We start from the raw sequence: 23,651 nt of genomic DNA on the forward strand, positions 1-23,651 counted from the left end.
TGGTTGGGGAGGGGCGTCGAAGATGGAGGCGACACCGGCACGGGCGCGCGTGTACGTCGCCTGTGTGGCGCTGTGCGCCCTCGCCTGCCTGCTTCCGTTGCTCGCGACGGCGACGCCTACGTCCTGGTGGGCGGTCGCCCTGCTCGCCGCGCTGTATGCCGCAGGTGAGCAGATCGCCGCCCGTCGGCGGTTCGTGGGCACCTTCTATCCCGTGCTGCTCGCCGGGGCCTTTCTGCTGTCGCCGCCCGCCGCCGCGCTGGTGGCGGTGCCGGGGGCGCTGATCGCCCCGGTCGGCGGGCGGCCGCGCCTGCTGCGGCGGGTGTGGCGGGCGTCCCAGCTCGTGGTCGCGGTGTGGGCGGCCGCCCGGGTGCACGGGGCGCTCGGCGGGCGGGACACCGTCGTGGCGTCCGACTTCCCCTACGCGCTCGCGCCCGCCGGTGCCGCTGTGCTGACGTTCTGTCTGGTCCTGACCGCGCTGGACGGCGGCATCCTGAAACTCTCCGAGCGCGTGCCGGGCCGTCGCGCCTGGCGGGGACTGTTCCTGCGGTCGCTCGCGCCCATCGCCGTACACGGTCTGGCCGGGCTGATGATGGCCGTGCTGTGGCGCAGTCCGTACGGCTCCGTCGCCGCGCTGCTCGTGCTGCTGCCGATGTGCGTGTCGTGGTGGGTGTTCGCCCAGTACCACCGCGAGCGCGCGGCTCATCAGGCGACCATTCGGGCGCTGGTCCAGGCCGTCGACATCAAGGACGGCTACACCCGCGGCCACAGCGAGCGGGTCGGGCAGGCCTCGATGATGATCGCGCGTGAGCTGGGACTGGCCGACGAGCGTGTGGAGGTGCTGCGGTTCGCCGGGATCCTGCACGACGTGGGAAAGCTTGGGGTGCCGACCCGGCTGCTGCGCAAGAACGGGCCGCTCACACCCGAGGAGCGGCAGGTGATCGAGCTGCATCCCGAGTACGGGCACGAGATGGTCCGCGGGATCTCCTTCCTCGGCGAGGCCCGGGCGGCCGTGCTGCATCACCATGAGCGGCTGGACGGAACCGGGTACCCGTACGGGCTGATGGGGGGCCAGATCCCGGAGTCGGCGCGGGTGGTGGCGGTCGCGGACGCGTTCGACGCGATGACGTCGACCCGGTCCTACTCGCGGGCCCGGCCCGTGTCCGTCGCCCTGCGGGAGCTGGAGAAGTGCGCGGGCTCGCAGTTCGACCCCCGGATGGTGACCGCCCTCGCCCGAGCCGTGGACCGGTACGGGTGGCATCCCGCCGTGACCGCCGACGAAGCGTGTACGGCCCCTGCCCGTCCGCCGGCCGCGGGCGTCCCCGGAGCGCACCGATGAGCGCCGCCCCCTGTACCACCGGGACACCGCCCCTCCTCCTCACCGTCGTCCACACCTCGGCGGCCCTCCTCGCCGCAGGCTCCCTCCTCGGCACCCTTTGGCACGGGCTCGACGAACGCGGCATCGCCCTCGCCTTCGGCGTCCTCGTCACCGTCGGCGAGCTCACCCGGTGGACCGGCGCGGAGGGCAGGGAGGCCGCCCCGCTCGGCGCCGCCGCGGCACTGTCGTACGCCCTGCTGGGCGAGGACGGCGGGCACCCCACCCACCACGGGGTGCTGCAGGTCGGCGCCGTCGTCCTCGCCGCATCGCTTCTCGGCAGCGTGCCGCACATCGCGCGCGGGCGCCCCGTGCTCGACCACCTCGCCCGGCGCGTGCTCACCGTCGGCTTCGCCGCCGTCTGCTTCCAACCGCTGTACAACCAGGGCACCTTCCAGGGCTGGGGCCCCGGCTACGCCCTGCTCCTGCTCGCCGTCCTCGTCCTCACCGCCCTGTGCGACGCCCTGCTCGCCGCCGCGCTGGCCCACTCCCGCACCCGGTGGCCGTTCGGGCCGCTGCTGCGGGACGAGTTGCGGGCGACGCTCGGGATCGGGTCGGCCGTCTGCGCGACGGGCGCGGTGATGGCGCTCGCCGTCGCCGTGGTCGGGCTGTGGGCGCTGCCCCTCTTCTCGCTCCCCCTCCTGCTCACCCAGATGTCCCTGCGCCGCTACGCCGCCGTGCGGACCACCTACCGGCAGACCATCGCCTCCCTCGCCCGGGCCACCGAGATCGCCGGGTACACGCCGGCCGGCCACGCCCGGCGGGTGGCCGCGCTCAGCCGGGAGGTCGGGCGGGACCTGGGCCTGTCCGAGGCGGAGCTCACCGTGCTGGAGTACGCGGCGCTCATGCACGACATCGGGCAGCTGAGCCTGGTCGACCCGGTGCCGGCCGGGGCCACCGCCGAGCTGCCCGTCGAGGAACAGCGCCGGATCGCGCTGCTCGGCGGGGCCGTCGTACGGCAGACCGGGGTGCCTCCGCAGGTGGCGATGGTCGTGGAGCGGCTGGCCGACCCCTGCCCGGAGCAGCCGGTCGCCGCGCGGATCGTGCGGGCCGTGAACGCCTACGAGGAGAAGGCGCGGGACGCAGGTCCCGGCGGGCCGCTGAAGGCCCTGGAGGAGCTGCGGCTGGGCACCGCCGGGGACTACGCGCCCGAGGTGGTGGGTTCGCTCGCACGGGTGCTGTCCAGAGACTGTCTGACATGGCCTGTGGCGGGGTAACCCATGGGTAATGAGCGCCCTTCCAGCCGTACGTGGTTGGATGCGAATGAGAGGGTGTCCGGGGGCGAGCACTAGCCAGCCCACTCCACGGAACTGGCAGGCGGGAATCGTGAGGATCTTCGGCAAGGGACGGCACCGGCCCTCCGCCTCCTGGCGGCAGGCCACCGACCGTGCGTTCACGTTGATCGGCGACGGTCGGTACGACGACGCGGGCGCGTTGCTGACACGTGCCGCCGATCTGGAGCCCTGGCTTTCGGAGTCCTGGTTCAACCTCGCCCTGCTGCACAAGTTCCGGCACGACTGGGAGCAGGCCCGGGCCGCCGGGCTGCGTGCCGTGGCGCTGCTCGACCGGGAGACCGGCGCGCCGGACTGGTGGAACGTCGGCATCGCGGCCACCGCCCTGCAGGACTGGCCGCTGGCCCGGCGGGCCTGGCAGGCGTACGGACTGCGGGTGCCCGGCGGGGCGACCGACTCCGGTGAGCCGGTCGGGATGGAGCTGGGCAGCGCGGCCGTACGGCTGTCCCCCGAAGGGGAGGCCGAGGTCGTGTGGGGGCGGCGGCTCGACCCCGCGCGTATCGAGGTGCTGTCGATCCCGCTGCCGTCCTCCGGGCGGCGCTGGGGCGAGGTCGTGCTGCACGACGGGGTGCCGCACGGCGAGCGGACCACGTCCGCCGGGCACGCCTACCCCGTCTTCGACGAGATCGAGCTGTGGGCGCCCTCGCCGGTCCCCACCTGGGTGGTCCTCCTGGAGGCCGCCACCGAGGCCGACCGGGACGCCCTGGAGCAGCTCGCGGCCGACGCCGGATTCGCCGCGGAGGACTGGTCGTCGTCGGTGCGGCTGCTGTGCCGGATGTGCTCCGAGTCGCGGATGCCGTCGGACGAGGGTGACGGGGAGCACCTCGACCCGCACGACCACAGCGAACCGGGTCATCCCGGGCCGCTCGGCCATCGCACGGACGGGCAGCTGTGGGTGCCGGAGCGGGAGTGCGGGGTGGCTGCGCCGGCTGCGCTGGTTCGGGGGTTGCTGGACGGGTGGGTTGCCGACAGTCCGGATTCCAGGGACTGGCGGGATCTCGAAGAGGTCTGCTGAGCATTCGCCGTACCCTGTATCAGCATCACCACCCCCTTTTTCTTTTGTTTGTGCAGGAAGGCGTACGTCTGTCATGGCCCAGCAGGACACCGATCAGCAGCACGCGGGCGTGCTCCCCGTCGACGACGAGGGCTTCGTCATCGACACGGAGGACTGCGAGGAGCGCGAGCAGGCGTTCCGCGAGCGTGGCACCTCGCGGCCCATCACGGTTGTCGGGAACCCGGTGCTCCACAAGGAGTGCAAGGACGTCACCGAGTTCGGCGCGGAGCTGGACCAGCTGGTGGCGGACATGTTCGCCTCGCAGCGCACCGCCGAGGGCGTGGGCCTGGCCGCCAACCAGATCGGCGTCGACCTGAAGGTCTTCGTCTACGACTGCCAGGACGACCAGGGCGTGCGGCACGTCGGCGTGGTCTGCAACCCCAAGCTCGTCGAGCTGCCCGCCGACCGGCGCAGCCTGGACGACAGCAACGAGGGCTGCCTGTCCGTGCCGACGGCATACGCCGCGCTGGCCCGCCCCGACTACGCCGAGGTGACCGGGCAGGACGAGAAGGGCAACCCGATCAAGGTGCGCGGCACCGGGTACTTCGCTCGGTGTTTGCAGCACGAGACCGACCACCTGTACGGGTACCTCTACATCGACCGTCTCTCCAAGCGGGAGCGCAAGGACGCGCTCAGGCAGATGGCCGAGAACGAGCCCCGCTATCCCGTCGTCGCCAACGACTGAGGTCTGCTCAAGAGCCCCACAAGTCCCTTGCGTACGGCGCCTGTTCAGGATCCCCTTCCCGGCCGGGCGCCGTTCGCATGTCCGTCGCACGTTCGATCCCATACACGCAGGTTGTGATCCATAACCAGTCACATAGGGGGAGATTCTCGGCACTGTGGGGTAGTGAATGAAGCAAATCCGTTCCCAGATCGGTCAGTTGTGGTGCTGAATGGAAGTGCGGGATATGCAACGGCGCACGCCCGGCACAGCGGGAGGGGCGTGTTCAACTGGCGGCTGAGAGGGGTTTGTTCGTGCATGCTTTCTCACACAGCACCACATCGACACCGACGGCGGTCCCGGTCCCACCATCGCTCTCTCTCCCGGTGATCGAAGCAGCGTTTCCCAGGCAACTCCATCCGTATTGGCCCCAACTCCAGGAGAAGACCCGCACCTGGCTGCTGGAAAAGCGGCTGATGCCGGCCGACAAGGTCGAGGAATATGCCGACGGCCTTTGCTACACCGACCTCATGGCCGGCTACTACATGGGCGCCCCCGACGAGGTGCTCCAGGCGATCGCGGACTACAGCGCGTGGTTCTTCGTCTGGGACGACCGGCACGACCGCGACATCGTCCACCACCGTCCGGCCGCCTGGCGTCGGCTGAGGTTCCGCCTGCACGCGGCGCTCGACTCACCCGAGGACCATCTGCACCACGAGGACCCGCTGGTCGCGGGGTTCGCGGACAGCATGGTGCGGCTGTACTCGTTCCTGCCCCACACCTGGAACACCCGGTTCGCCCGCCACTTCCACGCGGTGATCGAGGCGTACGACCGGGAATTCCACAACCGTACGGAGGGGCACATCCCCACGGTCGAGGACTACCTCGAACTGCGTCGGCTCACCTTTGCGCACTGGATCTGGACCGACCTGCTCGAGCCGAGCGCCGGACTGGAACTGCCGGACCGTGTGCGAAAACACCCGGCATATCGAAGGGCGGCGTTGCTCAGCCAGGAATTCGCCGCCTGGTACAACGACCTCTGCTCATTCCCCAAGGAAATCGCGGGCGACGAGGTGCACAATCTTGGAATCAGTCTCATCACCCACAAGGGGCTGACTCTGGAAGAGACCGTGACGGAAGTCAGGCAACGCGTCGAGGACTGCATATCCGATTTCCTCGTGGCCGAGCGGGAAGCTCTGGAATTTGCCGACTCCCTGTCCGACGGCACGGTGTGGGGAAAAGAACTCGGCGCCGCCGTCCGCGCGTGCGTCGGCAATATGCGCAACTGGTTCAGCTCGGTCTACTGGTTCCACCACGAGTCCGGCCGGTACAGGGTCGACAGCTGGGACGACCGGTCCACGCCCCCGTACGTCAACAACGAAGCGGCAGGTGAGAAATGACCGTCGAGTCCGTCCGCCCCGAAGCCCATCCCCGTGTGGCTTCGGAGCTGCGTGAGCCGCCCCTCGCGGGCGGAGGAATTCCGCTTCTGGGCCACGGCTGGAAGCTGGCCCGAGATCCGCTGGCCTTCATGGCCGGGCTCAGGGCCCACGGCGACGTCGTACGGCTCAAGCTGGGACCGAAGACGGTGTACGCCGTCACCACGCCGGACCTCACCGGGGCCCTGGCGCTGAGCCCCGACTTCAAAATCGACGGGCCGCTGTGGGAGTCGCTGGAAGGCCTGCTCGGCAAGGAGGGCGTGGCCACGGCCAACGGCCCCCGGCACCGGCGTCAGCGGCGCACCATCCAGCCCGCCTTCCGGCTCGACGCGATCCCCGCGTACGGGCCGATCATGGAGGAGGAGGCGCATGCCCTGACCGAGCGCTGGCAGCCCGGCGAGACCGTCGACTGCACCTCCGAGTCCTTCCGGATCGCCGTGCGCATCGCCGCCCGCTGTCTGCTGCGCGGCGACTACATGGACGAGCGGGCCGAGCGGCTGTGCAATGCGCTCGCCACCGTCTTCCGGGGCATGTACCGGCGGATGGTCATCCCGCTCGGGCCGCTGTACAAGCTGCCTCTCCCGGCCAACCGCGAATTCAACCGAGCGCTGGCCGATTTGCATCTCCTGGTCGACGAGATCGTCGCCGAACGCCGGGCAACTGGTCAAAGGCCGGACGATTTGCTCACGGCATTGCTGGAGGCCAAGGACGAGAATGGCGACCCCATCGGGGAACAGGAGATCCACGACCAGGTCGTCGCGATAGTCACCCCGGGCAGCGAAACCGTGGCCTCCACCATCATGTGGCTGCTGCATGTGCTCGCGGAACATCCGGAACACGCCGACAGGGTGTGCGCGGAGGTCGAATCCGTCACCGGCGGCCGGCCCGTGGCATTCCAGGACGTCCGAAGCCTCAGGCACACGAACAATGTCGTTGTGGAGGCGATGCGTTTGCGCCCAGCGGTCTGGATTCTGACGCGGCGGGCGGTGACCGATACGTCACTCGGTGGCTATCGCATTCCGGCCGGGGCCGACATCATCTACAGCCCCTACGCCATCCAGCGGGACGCGAAGTCGTACGCGGACAACCTCGAGTTCGACCCTGACCGCTGGCTTCCGGAACGCGTGGGGGACGTGCCGAAGTACGCCATGAGCCCGTTCAGCGTGGGCAACCGCAAGTGCCCGAGCGACCACTTCTCGATGGCGCAGCTGACGCTGATCACGGCGGCGCTGTCCACCAAGTACCGCTTCGAGCAGGTGCCCGGTTCGAACGACGCGACCCGGGTGGGGATCACACTCCGCCCGCAGAAGCTGCTGCTCAGGCCGGTACCGAGGAACTGACACCAAGGGGGTGGCCCCGTCTGATGGCGCAGTGCGGCCGCCGGCCGAACCCTGTTCGGCCGGCGGCCGCGTTTACCGTCTCGTCCGTCGGTCAGAAGTCCTCGTCCAGATCGACGGTGCCCTCCACCGCCACCTGGTACGCCGACGGACGCCGCTCGAAGAAGTTGGTGAGCTCCTGAACGCCCTGCAGCTCCATGAAGGAGAAGGGGTTCTCGGAGCCGTACACCGGGGCGAAGCCGAGCCGCGTCAGACGCTGGTCGGCGACACACTCCAGGTACTGCCGCATCGACTCGGTGTTCATGCCCGGGAGGCCGTCACCGCACAGGTCGCGCGCGAACTGCAGCTCGGCCTCGACGGCCTCCCTCAGCATGTCGGTGACCTGCTGCTGAAGCTGGTCGTCGAAGAGCTCCGGCTCCTCCTTGCGGACGGTGTCGACGACGTCGAAGGCGAAGCTCATGTGCATCGTCTCGTCGCGGAACACCCAGTTGGTGCCGGTGGCCAGGCCGTGCAGCAGGCCCCGGCTGCGGAACCAGTAGACGTAGGCGAAGGCGCCGTAGAAGAACAGGCCCTCGATGCACGCGGCGAAGCAGATCAGGTTGAGCAGGAAGCGACGCCGGTCGGACTTGGTCTCCAGGCGCTCCAGCTTCTCGACCTCGTTGATCCACTTGAAGCAGAACTCGGCCTTCTCGCGGATGGAGGGGATGTTCTCGACGGCGTCGAAGGCCGCCGCCCTGTCCTCCGGGTCGGGGAGATAGGTGTCGAGCAGCGTCAAGTAGAACTGGACGTGCACGGCCTCCTCGAACAGCTGACGGCTCAGGTACAGCCGCGCCTCGGGGGAGTTGATGTGCTTGTACAGCGTCAGCACCAGGTTGTTCGCGACGATCGAGTCGCCCGTCGCGAAGAAGGCCACCAGGCGGCCGATGAGGTGCTGCTCGGAAGGTGACAGTTTCGCGAGATCCGTCACGTCCGAGTGGAGGTCCACCTCCTCCACGGTCCAGGTGTTCTTGATGGCGTCCCGGTAGCGCTCGTAGAAGTCCGGGTAGCGCATGGGACGCAGGGTCAGCTCGAAGCCCGGGTCGAGAAGGTTCTTTTCGGTGGAGCTCATTACTGGCAGGCCTCGCAGGACTCGGGGTTTTCCAGGGAGCAGGCGACGGCGTCTTCGGGAGCCGGCTGCTGAACGGGGATGGTCGTTCCAGGCTGAGCCTGGGCCTGTGCGGCGCGGGCGATGCGGGTGGCCGGGCGCGAGCGCAGGTAGTACGTCGTCTTCAGGCCCGACTTCCAGGCGTACGCGTACATCGAGGAGAGCTTGCCGATGGTCGGCGTCTCCAGGAAGAGGTTCAGGGACTGCGACTGGTCGAGGAACGGGGTCCGCGCCGCCGCCATGTCGATCAGGCCGCGCTGCGGGATCTCCCACGCCGTGCGGTACAGGGCCCGTACCTCGGCCGGGATCCAGGCGAAGTCCTGCACCGAGCCGTTCGAGTCGCGCAGCGCCTCGCGGGTGCGGGCGTCCCAGACTCCCAGCTCCTTCAGGTCGTTGACCAGGTAGGAGTTGACCTGGAGGAACTCACCGGACAGCGTCTCGCGCTTGAACAGGTTGGAGACCTGCGGCTCGATGCACTCGTAGACGCCGGCGATGGACGCGATGGTGGCGGTCGGCGCGATGGCGAGGAGCAGGGAGTTGCGCAGGCCGGTGGTGGCCATACGCTCCCGCAGGGCGGCCCAGCGCTCCGGCCAGGTCAGCTCGGCGTTCGGGTAGTGGTCGGGGTGCAGGACACCCTTGGCCGTACGGGTCTTCTCCCAGGCCGGCAGCGGGCCGTTGCGCTCGGCGAGGTCGGCGGAGGCCTCGTACGCGGCGAGCATGATGCGCTCGGCGATACGGGTGGAGAGCGCCTTGGCCTCCGGCGAGTCGAAGGGCAGCCGCAGCTTGAAGAACACGTCCTGCAGACCCATCGCGCCCAGCCCGACCGGGCGCCACTTGGCGTTCGACCGGCCCGCCTGCTCGGTCGGGTAGAAGTTGATGTCGACGACGCGGTCGAGGAAGGTGACGGCGGTACGGACGGTGGCGTCGAGCCGCTCCCAGTCGATGCCGTCCCCGTCCACGGTCGTCGTGTCGACGAAGGCACCGAGATTGACGGACCCCAGGTTGCAGACCGCCGTCTCCCCGTCGTCCGTGACCTCCAGGATCTCCGTGCAGAGGTTGGAGGAGTGGACGACATGGCCCGGCAGGGCCGTCTGGTTGGCGGTGCGGTTGGCGGCGTCCTTGAAGGTCATCCAGCCGTTGCCGGTCTGCGCGAGGGTGCGCATCATGCGGCCGTACAGGTCACGGGCGGGGATGGTCTTGCGCGCCAGGCCCTGCTCCTCCGCCTTGCGGTACGCCGCGTCGAACTCCTCGCCCCACAGGTCGACCAGCTCGGGCACGTCGGCGGGGGAGAACAGGGACCACAGGCCGTCGGCGTTCACGCGGCGCATGAACTCGTCGGGGATCCAGTGCGCGAGGTTCAGGTTGTGCGTACGCCGGGCGTCCTCACCGGTGTTGTCGCGCAGCTCCAGGAACTCCTCGATGTCGGAGTGCCAGGTCTCCAGGTAGACCGCGGCGGCACCCTTGCGCCGGCCGCCCTGGTTCACGGCGGCGACGGAGGCGTCGAGCGTCTTCAGGAACGGGACGATGCCGTTGGAGTGGCCGTTCGTGCCGCGGATCAGCGAACCCCGGGAGCGGATACGGGAGTAGGACAGCCCGATGCCGCCGGCGTGCTTCGAGAGGCGGGCGACCTGGTGGTAGCGGTCGTAGATGGAGTCCAGCTCGTCCTTGGGGGAGTCGAGGAGGTAGCAGGACGACATCTGGGGGTGCCGGGTGCCGGAGTTGAAGAGGGTGGGGGAGGAGGGGAGGTAGTCGAGGCGGCTCATGAGCCCGTAGAGCGCGGCGACTTCGTCCACCGACCGGATGGTGTCGTCCTCGGCGAGACCCGCGGCGACGCGCAGCATGAAGTGCTGGGGCGTCTCGATGACCTTGCGGGTGATGGGGTGGCGCAGCAGGTACCGGCTGTGCAGGGTGCGCAGGCCGAAGTAGCCGAAGCGGTCGTCGGCGCCGGTGTCGATCAGGGCGTCGAGGCGGGCGGCGTGCAGACGCACGAACTCGGCCGTCCGGTCGGCGATGAGCCCCTCGCGATGCCCGACCGCGACCGACTCGGTGAAGGACGTGACGCCCTGCGAGGCGGCCTCGGCGGCGATGGAGATGGTCAGCAGCCGGGCGGCCAGCCTGCTGTAGGCGGGGTCCTCGGAGATCAGACCGGCCGCCGCCTCGGTGGCCAGCTCGCGCAGCTCCTGCTCGTCCGCGGAGGCGGACCGGCCGCGCAGCGCGGCGGCGGCGACCCGGCCGGGGTCGGCGTCGGGGAGGTCGGCGGTCAGCTCGGTCAGGGTCCGCAGCAACGCGGTTCCCGGAGCGTCCTCGTCGGTCAAGACGGTCGGGACGGTCGGGACGCTGGGGACGGCTGAGGCCGGGTCTGCTGGCGCGATGGTCACGTGGGGGCTCTCCCTCGCTCGGCACGGGGGCCTTGCGGGAGGGCAGGGGGCAGTACACGAGCGCACGCGGCGTCGCATCCACCGGCCCATTCCACGAGGCCCGGACGTCAGGGCGCACCGGCCGGGTGGCCGGGCGCGCTGTCGGCAGGTCCTCGGACTGACTCTCGTACGACGGCATGCGGGCATACGTGTACGAGTACACCGTTGCGGGACAGTTCCGGATTCGCACCGGATTCCCCTGCGGCGACAGCGAGCACGAGCATACATCTTGTGCCGGGCTGTCGTGTCACCCCCACATGTTGTGTCGCGCTGGTTTCAAAGCGTCAACTCGTAGGTGAGGAGAGTGATGTCGGTGAGGGCCGGGATCGGATTCCAGTCCCGCTCGGGTGTGCGAACGAAGCCCAGACGTTCGTAGATGCGGTGGGCGCTGTGCATGGTGCGCTGCGTCGACAGGACGATGCGTACGCAGCCCTCCGTGGCCCGTGCGCGGTCGATGCAGGCGCGTACGAGGGCTTCTCCGGCGCCTCGGCCCCGGGCGTCCCGCGCGACCGCCAGCATGCGGATCTCGGCCTCGCCGGGCCCGGCTATGTCGGCCATGGGACCGCCGGACGGCACGAAGGTCACGCCGCCGAGCAGCCGGTCCTTCTCGGCAGCCACCAGTACCTCGGCGGCGGCCGCCCGCTTGGCGACGTCCTTCAGCTCACCCAGGTACTCGTCGCTCTCGCCGAAGTCGAGGAGGCCGTCCTGGAGATAGGCCTGCGCGGTGATCTCGGCGAGGGCGTCGTACTCGGCGGGCGTGACGGGGCGAATGAGGAGGTCCATGGGGCCGAGTGTGCCGGACGGGCGTGGCGAGGGGGCTGGGATTTCCACAGGGCCGGTATGACAAGAGGTTCGGTCCGGCAAGAGGAAAAGGGCCGGTCACACGGTGAAGACCCGCACCGCGACGTCCGCCCCGGAAGAGATAAGCGCGTACTCGCACGAGCCGGTCGGCGTCACCTGGTCCGCCTGCGGCGGGAAGTCGGTGAACTGGATCCACAACTCGCCCGTCTCGCCCTCGTCCCAGTGCAGCGTGCCTTCGCCGAAGAACGCGTTGCTGCCCGACTGGTCGCTGACCGTGGCCGTCACGGAGTTGGCCTCGCCCCGGGGGTTCTCCACCTTGATGTCCAAGGTGAGGAGTTCGCCGGGACTCGACAGGGCCGTGCCGGTCACGGGCGCCAGGCTGCCCACGTTGAAGGCGCTGCCCAGACCGCTGGAGTTGGTGCCGGACACCTGCTTGACCGTCACGTTGAAGGTGTTCGGACCGACGGAAACCGAGGCCATGGGGTCCTCCTGGGTCAGTCGGAAGAGGGCGGGCAGAACCCGCCTTGCGCGGTCATGAGGGGCTGATGCCCGAAGTTCGCCGCCTGCTGGTTGAATCGGTCCGCCATCTGCCGCGCGGTGAGCAGCGCGAGCTCCGGGCTGGGAGCGTTCAGCACGATCGAGAACGCCGGACGACCGGCGTACAGGAAGCAGACCGGACAGGGCAGGATCTGCACGGAGGGGTCCTGGGACAGGACCGTGAGCTGACTGCCGTCGAACGAGATGTCAGGGTCCGCGGCGACGAGGTCGTCGACGGTGGGGAGGGTGTCACCCACGGTTCCGCTCCTCAAAGCTGGGAGAACAGGTGGGCCTTCCCTTTCAGCGTTTCCCATGCGGCGGCGGCCCGCAACTCGCGGACCGCCGCCGGATGCCGAGGTCAGGGCGTGTTCAGTGGGACGATCCCGCCGTCGCCGGCGGCAGCTCCACCTGGACGCCCGGGTCGCCCGCGTCCGCCGTGTAGTCCTCCGGCTTGGTCTCGTCGATGCCCTCGGGAGCCTTCGCCGCCTTCAGGACGAAGGTGAGGACGACCGTCACGACCACGTTCAGCACGAACGCCGTCAGACCGATGTAGCCGATCTCCCCGATGCCGGGGATTTCCTTGGCCGAGCCGCCGAAGTGCTTCTGGGTCGGGGAGGCGACGCCGTACGCGGCGATCGTGCCGTAGAGCATGCCCACGGCCCAGCCGGCGAGCAGCGCCCAGCGGTGGAACCAGCGGGTGAACAGGCCGCCGACCAGCGCCGGGAAGGTCTGCAGGATCCAGATGCCGCCCAGGAGCTGGAAGTTGATCGCGACCGTCTTGTCCATGGTGAGGACGAAGATCAGGGCGCCCACCTTCACCAGCAGCGAGACCAGCTTGGAGATCTTGGTCTCCTGCGCGGGCGTCGCGTCCGGCTTGATGAAGTCCTTGTAGATGTTGCGGGTGAAGAGGTTCGCGGCCGCGATGGACATGATGGCCGCGGGAACGAGGGCGCCGATGCCGATCGCCGCGAAGGCGACACCCGCGAACCAGGCCGGGAACATGTCCTCGAAGAGCTGCGGGATCGCCAACTGGGGGTTGGTGACCTGGACTCCGGCCGCGATCGCCATGAAGCCCAGGAGGGCGAGCAGGCCCAGCATCAGCGAGTACAGCGGCAGGATCGTGGTGTTGCGGCGGATCACCTCACGGCTGCGCGAGGAGAGCGTCGCCGTGATCGAGTGCGGGTACATGAACAGCGCGAGCGCGGAGCCCAACGCCAGCGTGGCGTACGTCCACTGGCCGGCCTCCGGCGGGATCAGGCCGCCCACGCCGGCCTTCGTGTACTTCTCGCCCGCCGAGGCGAAGATCTCGTCGAACCCGCCCAGCTTGATCGGGATGTAGATGATCGCCACCGCGATGACGATGTAGATCAGCGTGTCCTTGACGAACGCGATCAGCGCGGGGGCGCGCAGACCCGAGGAGTAGGTGTACGCCGCCAGCACACCGAAGGCGATGAGGAGCGGGAGGTCCTTCACGAACCAGTTGGTGTTCTCGCCGCCGCCCACGCCCATCACGTCCAGCACCGCCTGGATGCCGACCAGCTGGAGCGCGATGTACGGCATGGTGGCCAGCAGGCCGGTGACGGCCACGGCCAGCGACAGGCCCTTGGAGCCGAAGCGGCCGCGCACGAAGTCCGAGGTCGTCACATAGCCGTGCTTGTGCGAGACCGACCACAGGCGGGGCAGGAACGTGAAGATCAGGGGGTAGACGAGGATCGTGTACGGCACCGCGAAGAAGCCCGCCGCGCCGGCCGCGTAGATCGCCGCCGGGACCGCCACGAAGGTGTACGCCGTGTACAGGTCGCCGCCGAGCAGGAACCAGGTGATCCAGGTGCCGAACGACCGGCCGCCCAGGCCCCATTCGTCGAGGCTGTGCTCGTTCTCGGCCCTGCGCCAGCGCGCCGCCAGGAAGCCCATGACCGTGACGGCCACGAAGAAGAAGATGAAGACGGCGAGTGCCACGCCGTTCACGTCGTTCTTCACTCCGACGCACCGCCCTTCTCCGAAGCGCGGTCGCGCTGGTCACGCTGCCACAGCTTGTACGCGATCATCGTCAGCACCGTGGAGAGCAGAACCCACAGCATCTGGTACCAGTAGAAGAACGGGATGCCGGCGAACTCCGGGTCGGTCTTGGCGTACGACCCCACCCACAACATCGCCACGAAGGGCGCGACGAGGCAGAGGGCGATGACGACCCGGACGGGTGTCACCACCCCTCTGTTCACTTCTGGCGCATCTGACATCTGACGGCTCCGTCCCCTCGCTGATCACCTGAGAAACGCGCAGGCAATGTAGGTGACGGTGCCACGACAGCGGAAGACCCCGTCCGCATATCGGATGTGGAGGCTTGGTGTGTAGGGCGGCGGAGCGCTCAGCAGCAGCGGAACCCCTGCCGCGGGTCCGCCTCCTGACGGTCGCTCCGCATCCGCTCGAAGTCACGCCGGGACGGCACGGGCGCGTCCGGGTGCTCGTGCCGTACGTGCGCGACATAACGGTCATAAGCCGACTCGTCGGTCAGCTCGCGCACGTACCAGCGCACGCTACTGAGTACCCGCCGAAGTCGCCGAAGTGACCGCACGCTGCTCCTCCTCCTTCTCCTCCTTCGTCGGGAACAGCCCGGCCGGAGCGGTGATCTTCGACTCGACGTACGGCGCCTCGCTGAGCGTGGAGAGCGCAGGACGGCGCACGTGCCGGACGCAGACGCGGGCCGCGTCGACGATGACGACGACGATCAGGAGCGCGAGGACCGCCGAGAGGACGCCGTCCACCGTGGAGTTGGTGACCACGGTGTGCATGTCGTCCATGCTCTTGGCGGGCGGCAGGACCTCGCCGCGGTCGATGGCGTCCTGGAAGACCTGACGCTGCTTGAAGAAGCCGACCTTGGGGTCGCTGGAGAAGACCTTCTGCCAGCTGGCGGTGAGCGTCACCGTGGCGTCCCAGGCGAGCGGGATTCCGGTGATCCAGGCCCACTTGAGGCGTCCGGACTTCACCAGCAGGGTCGTACAGACGGCGAGGGCGACCGCGGCGAGCAGCTGGTTCGAGATGCCGAAGATCGGGAAGAGCTGGTTGATGCCGCCGAGGGGCTCGTGGACGCCGACCCACAGGAAGTACCCCCACAGGCCGCACACCACGGCGCTGGTGATGACCAGGCCGGGCTTCCAGCTGACGTTCTTGAAGGGCCGGTAGACGTTGCCCAGCGTGTCCTGGAGCATGAACCGGCCCACGCGGGTGCCGGCGTCCAGCGCGGTCAGGATGAACAGCGCCTCGAACATGATCGCGAAGTGGTACCAGAAGGCGCGCAGGCCGTCGCCGGTGACCTGGGAGAAGATCTCCGAGACGCCGATGGCGAGGGTGGGCGCGCCGCCGGTGCGGGAGAGCAGGGACGCCTCCTCGACGTTCTCCGCAGCCCGCGCCAGCGCCTCGGGGGAGATCTGGTAGCCCCAACTCCCCACGACCTGCGAGGCGTTCTGCACGGTGTCCCCGATGACCCCGGCGGGCGCGTTCATCGCGAAGTACAGGCCCGGGTCGATGATGCTCGCCGCCACCAGTGCCATCACCGCGACCGACGACTCCATCAGCATGGAGCCGTAGCCGATCATCCGGACCTGCGTCTCCTTCTGGATCATCTTCGGCGTCGTACCGGACGAGATGAGCGAGTGGAAGCCGGACAGGGCGCCGCAGGCGATGGTGATGAAGACGAACGGGAACAGGGACCCCGCGAAGACCGGGCCGTTACCGCGCGAGGCGAAGTCCGTCACCGCGTCCATCTTCAGCGTCGGCAGCGCGATGACCACGCCCAGGGCGAGCAGGGCGATCGTGCCGACCTTCATGAAGGTGGAGAGGTAGTCGCGCGGCGCCAGCAGCATCCACACCGGCAGGATCGAGGCGATGAAGCCGTACGCCACCAGCCAGATCACCAGCGTCGAGGGCGCGAGGGTGAAGGTGTCGGCCCACGACGACTCGGCGACCCAGCGGCCCGCGACCAGGGCGAACAGCAGCAGCGCGACGCCGATCACCGAGACCTCGGTGACCCGGCCGGGGCGCAGTACTCGCAGGTAGAAGCCCATCAGCAGGGCGATCGGGATCGTCATCGCGATGGAGAAGGTGCCCCACGGGGACTGTGCGAGGGCGTTGACGATCACCAGCGCCAGCACGCCGAGCAGGATGATCATGATGGCGAAGGCGGCGAGCAGCGCGGCCGCGCCGCCGAACGGACCGATCTCCTCGCGCGCCATCTGCCCCAGCGAGCGTCCGTCCCGGCGGGTGGAGAAGAACAGCACCACCATGTCCTGGACCGCACCCGCGAAGATGACGCCGGCGATGATCCAGATCGTGCCCGGGAGGTAGCCCATCTGCGCGGCCAGCACCGGGCCGACCAGGGGGCCGGCACCGGCGATCGCCGCGAAGTGGTGGCCGAGCAGGACGCGGCGGTCGGTCGGGTGGAAGTCGATGCCGTTGTTGAGGCGTTCGGCGGGGGTGGCCCTGGTCCTGTCGACCTTCAGGACCTTGTACGCGATGAACTTGGCGTAGAAGCGGTAGGCGATCGCGTACGAGCCGAGGGCGGCCGCGACCATCCAGGCGGCGGAGACGTCCTCGCCGCGGGAGAGCGCGAGCACGGTCCAGCCGGCGGCACCGACCAGCGCGACCAGGGTCCAGATGACGATGGTTCGGGGATTCGCGGTACGCACCGGGTGTTCCTCCCGTCCATGCGGCGACGGGAGGAACGTAGAGCAGGTTGGGGACAGGCGCTACACCGCGTGCGGGAGTCGTTGTCCCTTCACCTTCCCTAACTGGCTTAATCCTGAGGCCTCTTCAACCTCGCCACGAACTTGTACCGGTCCCCCCGGTACACCGACCGCACCCACTCCACCGGCTGCCCCTCCCGGTCCAGCGAGTGCCGGGACAGCATCAGCATCGGCAGGCCCACGTCGGTGCCGAGCAGGCCGGCCTCGCGCGGGGTGGCCAGGGAGGTCTCGATGGTCTCCTCGGCCTCGGCGAGATGGACGTCGTAGACCTCGGCGAGCGCGGTGTAGAGGGACGTGTACTTGACCAGGGACCGGCGCAGGGCGGGGAAGCGCTTCGCGCTCAGGTGGGTCGTCTCGATGGCCATCGGCTCGCCGTTCGCCATGCGCAGTCGCTCGATGCGCAGCACCCGGCCGCCGGCCGTGATGTCGAGCAGGTCGGCGAGGCGGTCGTCGGCGGTGATGTAGCCGATGTCCAGCAGCTGGGAGGTCGGCTCCAGGCCCTGGGCGCGCATGTCCTCGGTGTACGAGGTGAGTTGCAGGGCCTGCGAGACCTTCGGTTTGGCGACGAAGGTGCCCTTGCCCTGGATGCGCTCCAGGCGCCCCTCGACGACCAGTTCCTGCAGGGCCTGGCGCACGGTCGTGCGGGAGGTGTCGAACTCGGCGGCCAGGGTGCGCTCGGGCGGGACCGGGGTGCCGGGCGCCTGGGTCTCCGTCATGTCGAGGAGGTGCTTCTTCAGGCGGTAGTACTTGGGCACGCGGGCGGTACGGACCGTGGCGCCGTTCTCGTTCTCCGCACTGCTGACGTCGGTGCTCATGGTCTGCCTTCCCGGCTCCGGATGCGGGTCACATCGTGATCCCTTCTGTATACCGTCGCCGCCTCTTTTGGTCTAGTCCACAGTCCCAAGTGGTCTAGCGGACGAGAGTACTCCGGCGCCGCTGTTTTCGCTGCCTTCTTACTTAAAGGTTCCTGCATATGTAGGTCCCATAACGGCTGGTCAGAGGGCATTCGGCCACCCTTGACACGCTTCCTGGTCTGGTCCAAGCTCCCCGTACTGGTCTACACCATTGGTCCAGGTCCCGGCCCATGGGCGGGAGGTGTGGGCATCCCTGAGGAGGGTGGCGTGAAGCGCAAGCTGATATCCGCGATCGGTGTCGCGGGCATGATGATCTCGCTGGCGGCGTGCGGGGGCGACAACGGCGACGGTGGGAACAAGGCCGGGGCGGACGGCTACGCGGGCCAGACGCTCACGGTGTGGGTGATGGACGGCTCCTCGCCGGACCAGTGGCAGAAGGACGTCCAGGCCGCCTTCGAGAAGCAGACCAAGGCCAAGGTCAAGTTCGAGGTCCAGCAGTGGAACGGCATCCAGCAGAAGCTGACCACCGCCCTGTCCGAGGAGAACCCGCCGGACGTCTTCGAGATCGGTAACACGCAGACCCCGGCCTACGCCAAGACCGGCGGCCTCGCCGACCTCGCCGACCTGAAGTCCGAGATCGGCGCCGACTGGACCGAGTCCCTGAACGAGTCGTCCATCTACGACGGCAAGCAGTACGCCGCCCCGTGGTACTTCGCCAACCGCGTCGTCCTCTACAACAAGAAGATCTGGGCCGAGGCGGGCATCAAGGACACCCCCAAGACCCGCGACGAGTTCTACGCCGACCTCAAGCAGATCGGCGAGAAGACCGACGCCGAGCCCATCTACCTGCCGGGCCAGAACTGGTACCACTTCGTCGGCCTGACCATCGGTGAGGGCGCCGAGCTGGTCAAGAAGGACGGCGACAAGTACGTCTCCAACCTCGCCGACCCGAAGGTCGCCGCCGCGATGGAGACGTACAAGAAGTTCCAGGCGCTGTCCAAGGCGCCCAAGGACAAGGACGAGGCCACCCCGCAGCAGGGCGAGGTCTTCGGCAAGGGCAACGTCGGCGCCTTCATCGGGATGGGCTGGGAAGCCGGCATCGCGATCGAGGCCAACAAGAAGATCGAGAAGGAGATCGGCTACTTCACCATCCCGGGTGCCACGGCCGACAAGCCCGAGGGCGTCTTCCTCGGCGGCTCCAACCTCGCGGTCGCCGCGGGCAGCGAGAAGCAGGAGCTCGCCAAGGAGTTCCTGAAGATCGCCCTGTCCGACAAGTACGAGGGCGAGCTGGCCAAGCTCAACGGCGTCATCCCGAACAAGGAGTCGCTGCAGACCAACCTCAAGGGCAACGTCGTCGCCGAGGCAGCCGCGCCGGCCGCCGCGGGCGGTGGCACCACGCCGCTGATCCCGGAGTGGGCCGCCGTGGAGAACGCGCCCAACCCGATCAAGACGTACATGACCGCCGTGCTGAACGGTAAGTCCCCGGCCGAGGCCGCCAAGCAGGTCGAGGACGAGTTCAACAAGCGCCTGTCGCAGCAGCAGTAAGCAGCCGCAGTAAGGCGCCGGTGTTCGCGCCGGGGTGGGGGATGCGCATGCCGCCCCCCCGCCCCGGCGACCGCACGCGGGTCTACGTACGTAGGTCGAGAGGCCGAGAAGGCCGAGAAGAGAGATCGCGAGCATGACCGTGCAGACCGAACGGCCGCCCTCCGGCCCGGTGGACGTGACCAAAAGGGATGAGAGCGGGCCCGCCGGACCGCGGCGCCGAGCCGCGTCCCGCGCCGGCGCGCTCACCCCGTACCTCCTGCTGCTGCCGGCCTGCGTGGCCACCGTGCTGCTGCTCGGCTGGCCGCTGCTGAAGGACGTCCTGCTGTCGTTCCAGAACCTCAACATGGCGCAGCTGATCCAGCACGTCACCGAGTGGAACGGCGTCGACAACTACAAGGAGGTCCTCACCGGCGAGGACTTCTGGCGCGTCACCCTGCGCTCGATCCTGTTCACGGCGGTCAACGTCGCCCTGATCATGGTCGCGGGCGCGCTGGTCGGCCTGCTGCTCGCCCGCCTCGGCCGGCGGATGCGGGTCATGCTGATGGTCGGGCTTGTGCTGGCCTGGGCGATGCCCGTGGTCGCCGCGACCACCGTCTACCAGTGGCTGTTCGCGCAGCGCTTCGGCGTCGTCAACTGGGTCCTGGACAAGCTGGGTTGGCACTCCATGGCCGACTACAGCTGGACCAGCAGCCAGATGTCGACCTTCTTCGTGGTCACGGTCCTGATCGTCTGGCAGTCGATCCCGTTCGTCGCGATCAACCTCTACGCGGCCACGACCACCATCCCGAGCGAGCTCTACGAGGCGGCGGCGCTCGACGGGGCGGGCGGCTGGAAGAGCTTCACCACGGTGACGCTCCCGTTCCTGCGGCCCTTCCTCTACGCCACGACCTTCCTGGAGATCATCTGGGTCTTCAAGGCGTTCGTGCAGGTCTTCACCATCAACGGAGGCGGCCCCGACCGGCTCACCGAGATCCTGCCCGTCTACGCCTACATCGAGGGCGTCGGCAACCAGCACTACGGCATGGGCGCCGCGATCGCCGTCCTGACCATCCTGATCCTGCTCGGCCTGACCGCCTACTACCTCAGGATCGTGCTCAAGCGAGAGGAAGAGGAGGCCGGGCTGTGAAGCGCTCGCTCTTCGGCCGCCTGTGGCCCAATGTCACGGCCGTCGTCCTGTTCATCGGCTTCGTCTTCCCCGTGTACTGGATGTTCGCCACGGCCTTCAAGCCGACCGGCGACATCATCTCGGAGGACCCGGTCTGGTTCCCGACCGACATCACCTTCGAGCACTTCAAGCGGGCGACCGGCGTGGACCACTTCTGGACCTACGTCTCCAACTCGCTGATCGTCACGTTCTGCGCGGTCGCCTTCGCCCTGGTCATCGCGCTGGCCGGCTCCTTCGCCCTCGCCCGGATGCGGTTCAAGGGGCGGCGCGGCTTCGTCATCGGCTTCATGCTGGCCCAGATGGCGCCCTGGGAGGTCATGATCATCGCGATGTACATGATCGTGCGCGATGCGTCGATGCTGAACAGCCTCGTGCCGCTGACGGTCTTCTACATGATGATGATCCTCCCCTTCACCATCCTGACGCTGCGCGGCTTCGTCGCCGCGGTGCCCCGGGAGCTGGAGGAGGCCGCGATGGTCGACGGCTGCAGCCGCGCCCAGGCGTTCCGCAAGGTCATCCTGCCGCTGCTGGCCCCGGGCCTGATGTCCACCTCGCTCTTCGGCTTCATCACCGCATGGAATGAATTCCCCCTGGTCCTGGTGCTGAACAAGGAGACCGAGGCACAGACCCTGCCACTGTGGCTGTCCAGCTTCCAGACCGCCTTCGGCAACGACTGGGGCGCGACGATGGCGGCGTCCTCCCTCTTCGCCATCCCGATCCTGATCCTCTTCGTCTTCCTGCAGCGCAGGGCTGTCAGCGGCCTGACGGCCGGCGCCGTGAAGGGATAACGCCACCCGATGACGACAATCGCCAGCGCCACCGATACTTTGACGCGCGATGCCCTGACCGTTCTGCAGCCCGGCTTCACCGGCACCACCGCCCCCGACTGGCTGCTGCGCCGCCTCGGCGAGGGCCTCGCCTCCGTCGGCCTGTTCGGCCGCAACATCGCCTCGCCGGAGCAACTGGCCGCGCTGACGGCCCAGTTGCGTGCCGAGCGCGACGACGTGCTGGTCGCGATCGACGAGGAGGGGGGTGATGTGACGAGGCTGGAGGTGCGCAGCGGCTCCTCCTTCCCCGGCAACCATGCCCTGGGCGCGGTGGACGACGTGGACCTGACGAGGCAGGTGGCGTCCGAACTGGGCCGCCGCCTGGCCGCCTGCGGAGTGAACCTCAACTGGGCCCCGTCGGCGGACGTGAACTCCAACCCCGCCAACCCGGTCATCGGCGTCCGCTCCTTCGGCGCCGACACCGCCCTGGTCGCCCGCCACACCGCGGCCTACGTCACCGGCCTGCAGTCGGCAGGCGTCGCGGCCTGCACGAAACACTTCCCGGGCCACGGCGACACGGCGGTCGACTCCCACCACGCCCTCCCGCGCATCGACGCAGCCCTGGACGTGCTGTCGGACCGCGAACTCTCCCCGTTCCGCGCGGCGATCGCCGCCGGCACGCGGGCGGTGATGAGCGCGCACATCCTCGTCCCCGCCCTGGACCCCGACCACCCGGCGACCCTGTCCCGCCCGGTCCTGACCGACCTGCTGCGCGGCGACCTCGGCTACAGCGGCCTGATCGTCACCGACGGCATGGAGATGCAGGCCATCGCCGCCACCTACGGCATCGAACGCGGCAGTGTCCTCGCCATCGCGGCCGGCGCCGACGCGATCTGCGTGGGCGGCGGCCTGGCGGACGACGAGACGGTACGCCGCCTGCGCGACGCCCTGATCGCGGCGGTCCGCTCCGGCGAACTCCCCGAGGACCGCCTGGCCGAGGCCGCGGAACGGGTACGCGAACTGGCCCGCTGGACAGCGACCACGGCCCAGGCGATCGAGGGCGAGGGACGAACGGACGTGGGCCTCGTCGCAGCCCGCCGCGCCCTGAAACTGACCGGCTCCGCGGACTTCACCCCGCTGACCGACCCGCCGTACGTCGCCGCCTTCACCCCGGTCGCGAACATCGCGGTCGGCGACGAGACCCCGTGGGGCGTGGCGGCGGAACTGAACCGCCTGCTCCCCGGCACCGAGACAGGCACGTACACGGGCGAGGCCGCGGGCCGAGCGGCCCTGGAAGCCTCCGGCGGCCGACGAGTGGTGGCCGTGGTCCGCGACGAACACCGCCACGCCTGGATGGGGGCTGCCCTGGACTACCTCCTGGAATCGCGCCCGGACACGATCGTGGTCGAGATGGGCGTCCCCCAGGCAGTTCCCCGAGGCGCCCTCCACATCGCCACCCACGGCGCGGCCCGCGTGTGCGGCCGGGCGGCGGCGGAGGTCATCGCGGGGGAGTAGCGGTTACGACGCCAAAGGCGCCGGGTTCCATGGAAGGACCCGGCGCCTTTGGCGTCCCTGGGGGCGCGCTGGGCACTGCGCGATCAACCCACCACAACCCGCAGCCCGCAGCCCGCAACAGACCGAACCCGGCAGACGAGACCGCTCCTAAATCCCCTGCCACTCCGGCTTGTTGGCATACGTGTGCCGGAAGTACTCCGCCAGCTTCAACTTGGACGCAGCCCCCTCGTCGACAACAACCGTGGCATGCGGGTGAAGCTGCAGCGCAGAGGCGGGGCACACCGCAGCCACCGGTCCCTCCACAGTCGCGGCAACAGCATCTGCCTTGCCCTCCCCGGTGGCCAGCAACACCAGATGCCGCGCCTCAAGAATCGTGCCGATCCCCTGAGTGATGACGTGATGCGGCACCTGCTCGATGTCCCCGTCGAAGAACCGCGCGTTGTCGACCCGAGTCTGCTCGGTCAGCGTCTTGATCCGCGTCCGCGACGCCAGCGACGAACACGGCTCGTTGAACCCGATGTGTCCGTCCGTCCCGATCCCCAGCAACTGCAGATCGACGCCCCCAGCATCGGCCAGCGCCGCGTCATACGCCTCGCACGCCCCCTGCACGTCCTCGGCCGTACCGTCGGGCCCCATGAACGCGTCCATCCCGATCCCGAGCGGCTCCAGCACCTCGCGCCGCAGCACCGACCGATACGACTCCGGATGCTCGGCGGGCAGCCCCACATACTCGTCCAGCTGCGCGATCCGCGCCCGTGAGACGTCCACGGCACCGGAGCGCATCTTTGCCGCGAGCGCCGCGTAGATGGGCAGCGGCGTCGACCCGGTGGCCACCCCGAGCATGGCGTCGGGCTTGCGCCGGAGCAGCTGCGCCATGGCCTCGGCTATCAGCTCGCCACCCGCCTTGGCGTCCGGAACGATGACAACTTCCACGCTGGGCCTGCCGATCTGAAGAGGGACTCGAAGGGCACCCTGAAGGGGCATGTGGTTTAGACCAATCTAACAGAGCGGG

Annotated in this window: 21 protein-coding genes and 1 riboswitch; of the genes, 10 read left to right on the forward strand and 11 right to left on the reverse strand. The window is 69.0% G+C overall.

What is annotated here, in order from left to right; genetic code table 11:
- Positions 1-22 precede the first annotated feature (22 nt).
- The 6 genes from EHO50_RS31030 (at position 23) to EHO50_RS31055 (ending at position 7,155) form a co-directional block, all read left to right on the forward strand.
- The gene (locus EHO50_RS31030; RefSeq protein ID WP_128434549.1) at positions 23-1,336 is read left to right on the forward strand and encodes an HD-GYP domain-containing protein; all 1,314 of its coding nucleotides are present in this window, start codon (positions 23-25) and stop codon (positions 1,334-1,336) included.
- The gene (locus EHO50_RS31035; RefSeq protein ID WP_128434550.1) at positions 1,333-2,589 is read left to right on the forward strand and encodes an HD-GYP domain-containing protein; all 1,257 of its coding nucleotides are present in this window, start codon (positions 1,333-1,335) and stop codon (positions 2,587-2,589) included. Before EHO50_RS31030 ends, EHO50_RS31035 begins: the two co-directional genes overlap by 4 nt.
- Positions 2,590-2,698: 109 nt before the next feature.
- Positions 2,699-3,679, forward strand: a complete 981-nt coding sequence (locus tag EHO50_RS31040) for a tetratricopeptide repeat protein (protein WP_128434551.1) — start codon at positions 2,699-2,701, stop codon at positions 3,677-3,679.
- Between the two features lie 73 nt (positions 3,680-3,752).
- Positions 3,753-4,403, forward strand: coding sequence for a peptide deformylase (def, locus tag EHO50_RS31045; protein WP_128434552.1), 651 nt, complete (start codon positions 3,753-3,755; stop codon positions 4,401-4,403).
- A 290-nt stretch (positions 4,404-4,693) separates the two neighbouring features.
- Positions 4,694-5,779, forward strand: a complete 1,086-nt coding sequence (gene cyc1, locus EHO50_RS31050) for an epi-isozizaene synthase (protein WP_128434553.1) — start codon at positions 4,694-4,696, stop codon at positions 5,777-5,779.
- The gene (locus EHO50_RS31055) at positions 5,776-7,155 is read left to right on the forward strand and encodes a bifunctional albaflavenone monooxygenase/terpene synthase (protein WP_128434554.1); all 1,380 of its coding nucleotides are present in this window, start codon (positions 5,776-5,778) and stop codon (positions 7,153-7,155) included. The genes cyc1 and EHO50_RS31055 overlap by 4 nt, the downstream gene beginning before the upstream one ends.
- A 91-nt stretch (positions 7,156-7,246) precedes the next feature.
- Here the strand turns inward: EHO50_RS31055 and EHO50_RS31060 are convergent, their stop codons facing one another.
- The 10 genes from EHO50_RS31060 to EHO50_RS31105 form a co-directional block, all read right to left on the reverse strand.
- Positions 7,247-8,260, reverse strand: a complete 1,014-nt coding sequence (locus EHO50_RS31060; protein WP_128434555.1) for a ribonucleotide-diphosphate reductase subunit beta — start codon at positions 8,258-8,260, stop codon at positions 7,247-7,249.
- On the reverse strand, positions 8,260-10,674 hold the full coding sequence (locus EHO50_RS31065; RefSeq protein ID WP_128434556.1) for a ribonucleoside-diphosphate reductase subunit alpha: 2,415 nt from the start codon (positions 10,672-10,674) through the stop codon (positions 8,260-8,262). The genes EHO50_RS31060 and EHO50_RS31065 overlap by 1 nt, the downstream gene beginning before the upstream one ends.
- Positions 10,675-10,800: 126 nt before the next feature.
- Positions 10,801-10,937: riboswitch (cobalamin riboswitch) on the reverse strand.
- A 52-nt stretch (positions 10,938-10,989) separates the two neighbouring features.
- Complete coding sequence (locus EHO50_RS31070; RefSeq protein WP_128434557.1) at positions 10,990-11,496, reverse strand: GNAT family N-acetyltransferase; 507 nt, start codon at positions 11,494-11,496, stop codon at positions 10,990-10,992.
- Between the two features lie 96 nt (positions 11,497-11,592).
- On the reverse strand, positions 11,593-11,994 hold the full coding sequence (locus EHO50_RS31075) for a hypothetical protein (protein WP_128434558.1): 402 nt from the start codon (positions 11,992-11,994) through the stop codon (positions 11,593-11,595).
- A 14-nt stretch (positions 11,995-12,008) separates the two neighbouring features.
- Complete coding sequence (locus EHO50_RS31080) at positions 12,009-12,308, reverse strand: hypothetical protein (RefSeq protein WP_128434559.1); 300 nt, start codon at positions 12,306-12,308, stop codon at positions 12,009-12,011.
- A gap of 112 nt (positions 12,309-12,420) precedes the next feature.
- On the reverse strand, positions 12,421-14,031 hold the full coding sequence (mctP, locus tag EHO50_RS31085) for a monocarboxylate uptake permease MctP (RefSeq protein WP_164904990.1): 1,611 nt from the start codon (positions 14,029-14,031) through the stop codon (positions 12,421-12,423).
- Positions 14,028-14,291 (reverse strand): DUF3311 domain-containing protein, encoded by a 264-nt coding sequence (locus EHO50_RS31090; RefSeq protein WP_128434560.1) that lies wholly within the window; start codon positions 14,289-14,291, stop codon positions 14,028-14,030. The genes mctP and EHO50_RS31090 overlap by 4 nt, the downstream gene beginning before the upstream one ends.
- 128 nt (positions 14,292-14,419) lie before the next feature.
- Positions 14,420-14,626 (reverse strand): YbdD/YjiX family protein, encoded by a 207-nt coding sequence (locus EHO50_RS31095; RefSeq protein ID WP_128434561.1) that lies wholly within the window; start codon positions 14,624-14,626, stop codon positions 14,420-14,422.
- A complete protein-coding gene (locus EHO50_RS31100) occupies positions 14,589-16,736 on the reverse strand; it encodes a carbon starvation CstA family protein (RefSeq protein WP_128434562.1) in 2,148 nt (715 codons plus the stop codon). Before EHO50_RS31100 ends, EHO50_RS31095 begins: the two co-directional genes overlap by 38 nt.
- 107 nt (positions 16,737-16,843) lie before the next feature.
- The gene (locus EHO50_RS31105; protein WP_031479454.1) at positions 16,844-17,608 is read right to left on the reverse strand and encodes a GntR family transcriptional regulator; all 765 of its coding nucleotides are present in this window, start codon (positions 17,606-17,608) and stop codon (positions 16,844-16,846) included.
- 306 nt (positions 17,609-17,914) lie between these two features.
- Here EHO50_RS31105 and EHO50_RS31110 point away from each other — a divergent pair, with 306 nt between their 5' ends.
- From EHO50_RS31110 to EHO50_RS31125, 4 genes are all read left to right on the forward strand, one after another.
- On the forward strand, positions 17,915-19,192 hold the full coding sequence (locus tag EHO50_RS31110; RefSeq protein WP_128434563.1) for an extracellular solute-binding protein: 1,278 nt from the start codon (positions 17,915-17,917) through the stop codon (positions 19,190-19,192).
- A gap of 133 nt (positions 19,193-19,325) precedes the next feature.
- Entirely contained in the window at positions 19,326-20,318 is a 993-nt protein-coding gene (locus EHO50_RS31115) for a carbohydrate ABC transporter permease (RefSeq protein WP_128434564.1), read from the forward strand.
- A complete protein-coding gene (locus EHO50_RS31120; RefSeq protein ID WP_128434565.1) occupies positions 20,315-21,145 on the forward strand; it encodes a carbohydrate ABC transporter permease in 831 nt (276 codons plus the stop codon). Before EHO50_RS31115 ends, EHO50_RS31120 begins: the two co-directional genes overlap by 4 nt.
- 9 nt (positions 21,146-21,154) lie before the next feature.
- On the forward strand, positions 21,155-22,639 hold the full coding sequence (locus EHO50_RS31125; RefSeq protein ID WP_128434566.1) for a glycoside hydrolase family 3 protein: 1,485 nt from the start codon (positions 21,155-21,157) through the stop codon (positions 22,637-22,639).
- A gap of 147 nt (positions 22,640-22,786) precedes the next feature.
- On the opposite strand, the gene nagB is transcribed toward EHO50_RS31125, so the two are convergent.
- Positions 22,787-23,572 carry a glucosamine-6-phosphate deaminase gene (gene nagB, locus EHO50_RS31130; RefSeq protein ID WP_128434567.1) on the reverse strand — a complete coding sequence of 262 codons (786 nt, stop codon included), beginning with the start codon at positions 23,570-23,572 and terminating at the stop codon, positions 22,787-22,789.
- Positions 23,573-23,651: the final 79 nt, after the last annotated feature.

Origin of the sequence: Streptomyces cyaneus, assembly GCF_004028635.1 — a bacterium.
GTDB classification, from domain to species: Bacteria; Actinomycetota; Actinomycetes; order Streptomycetales; family Streptomycetaceae; genus Streptomyces; species Streptomyces cyaneus.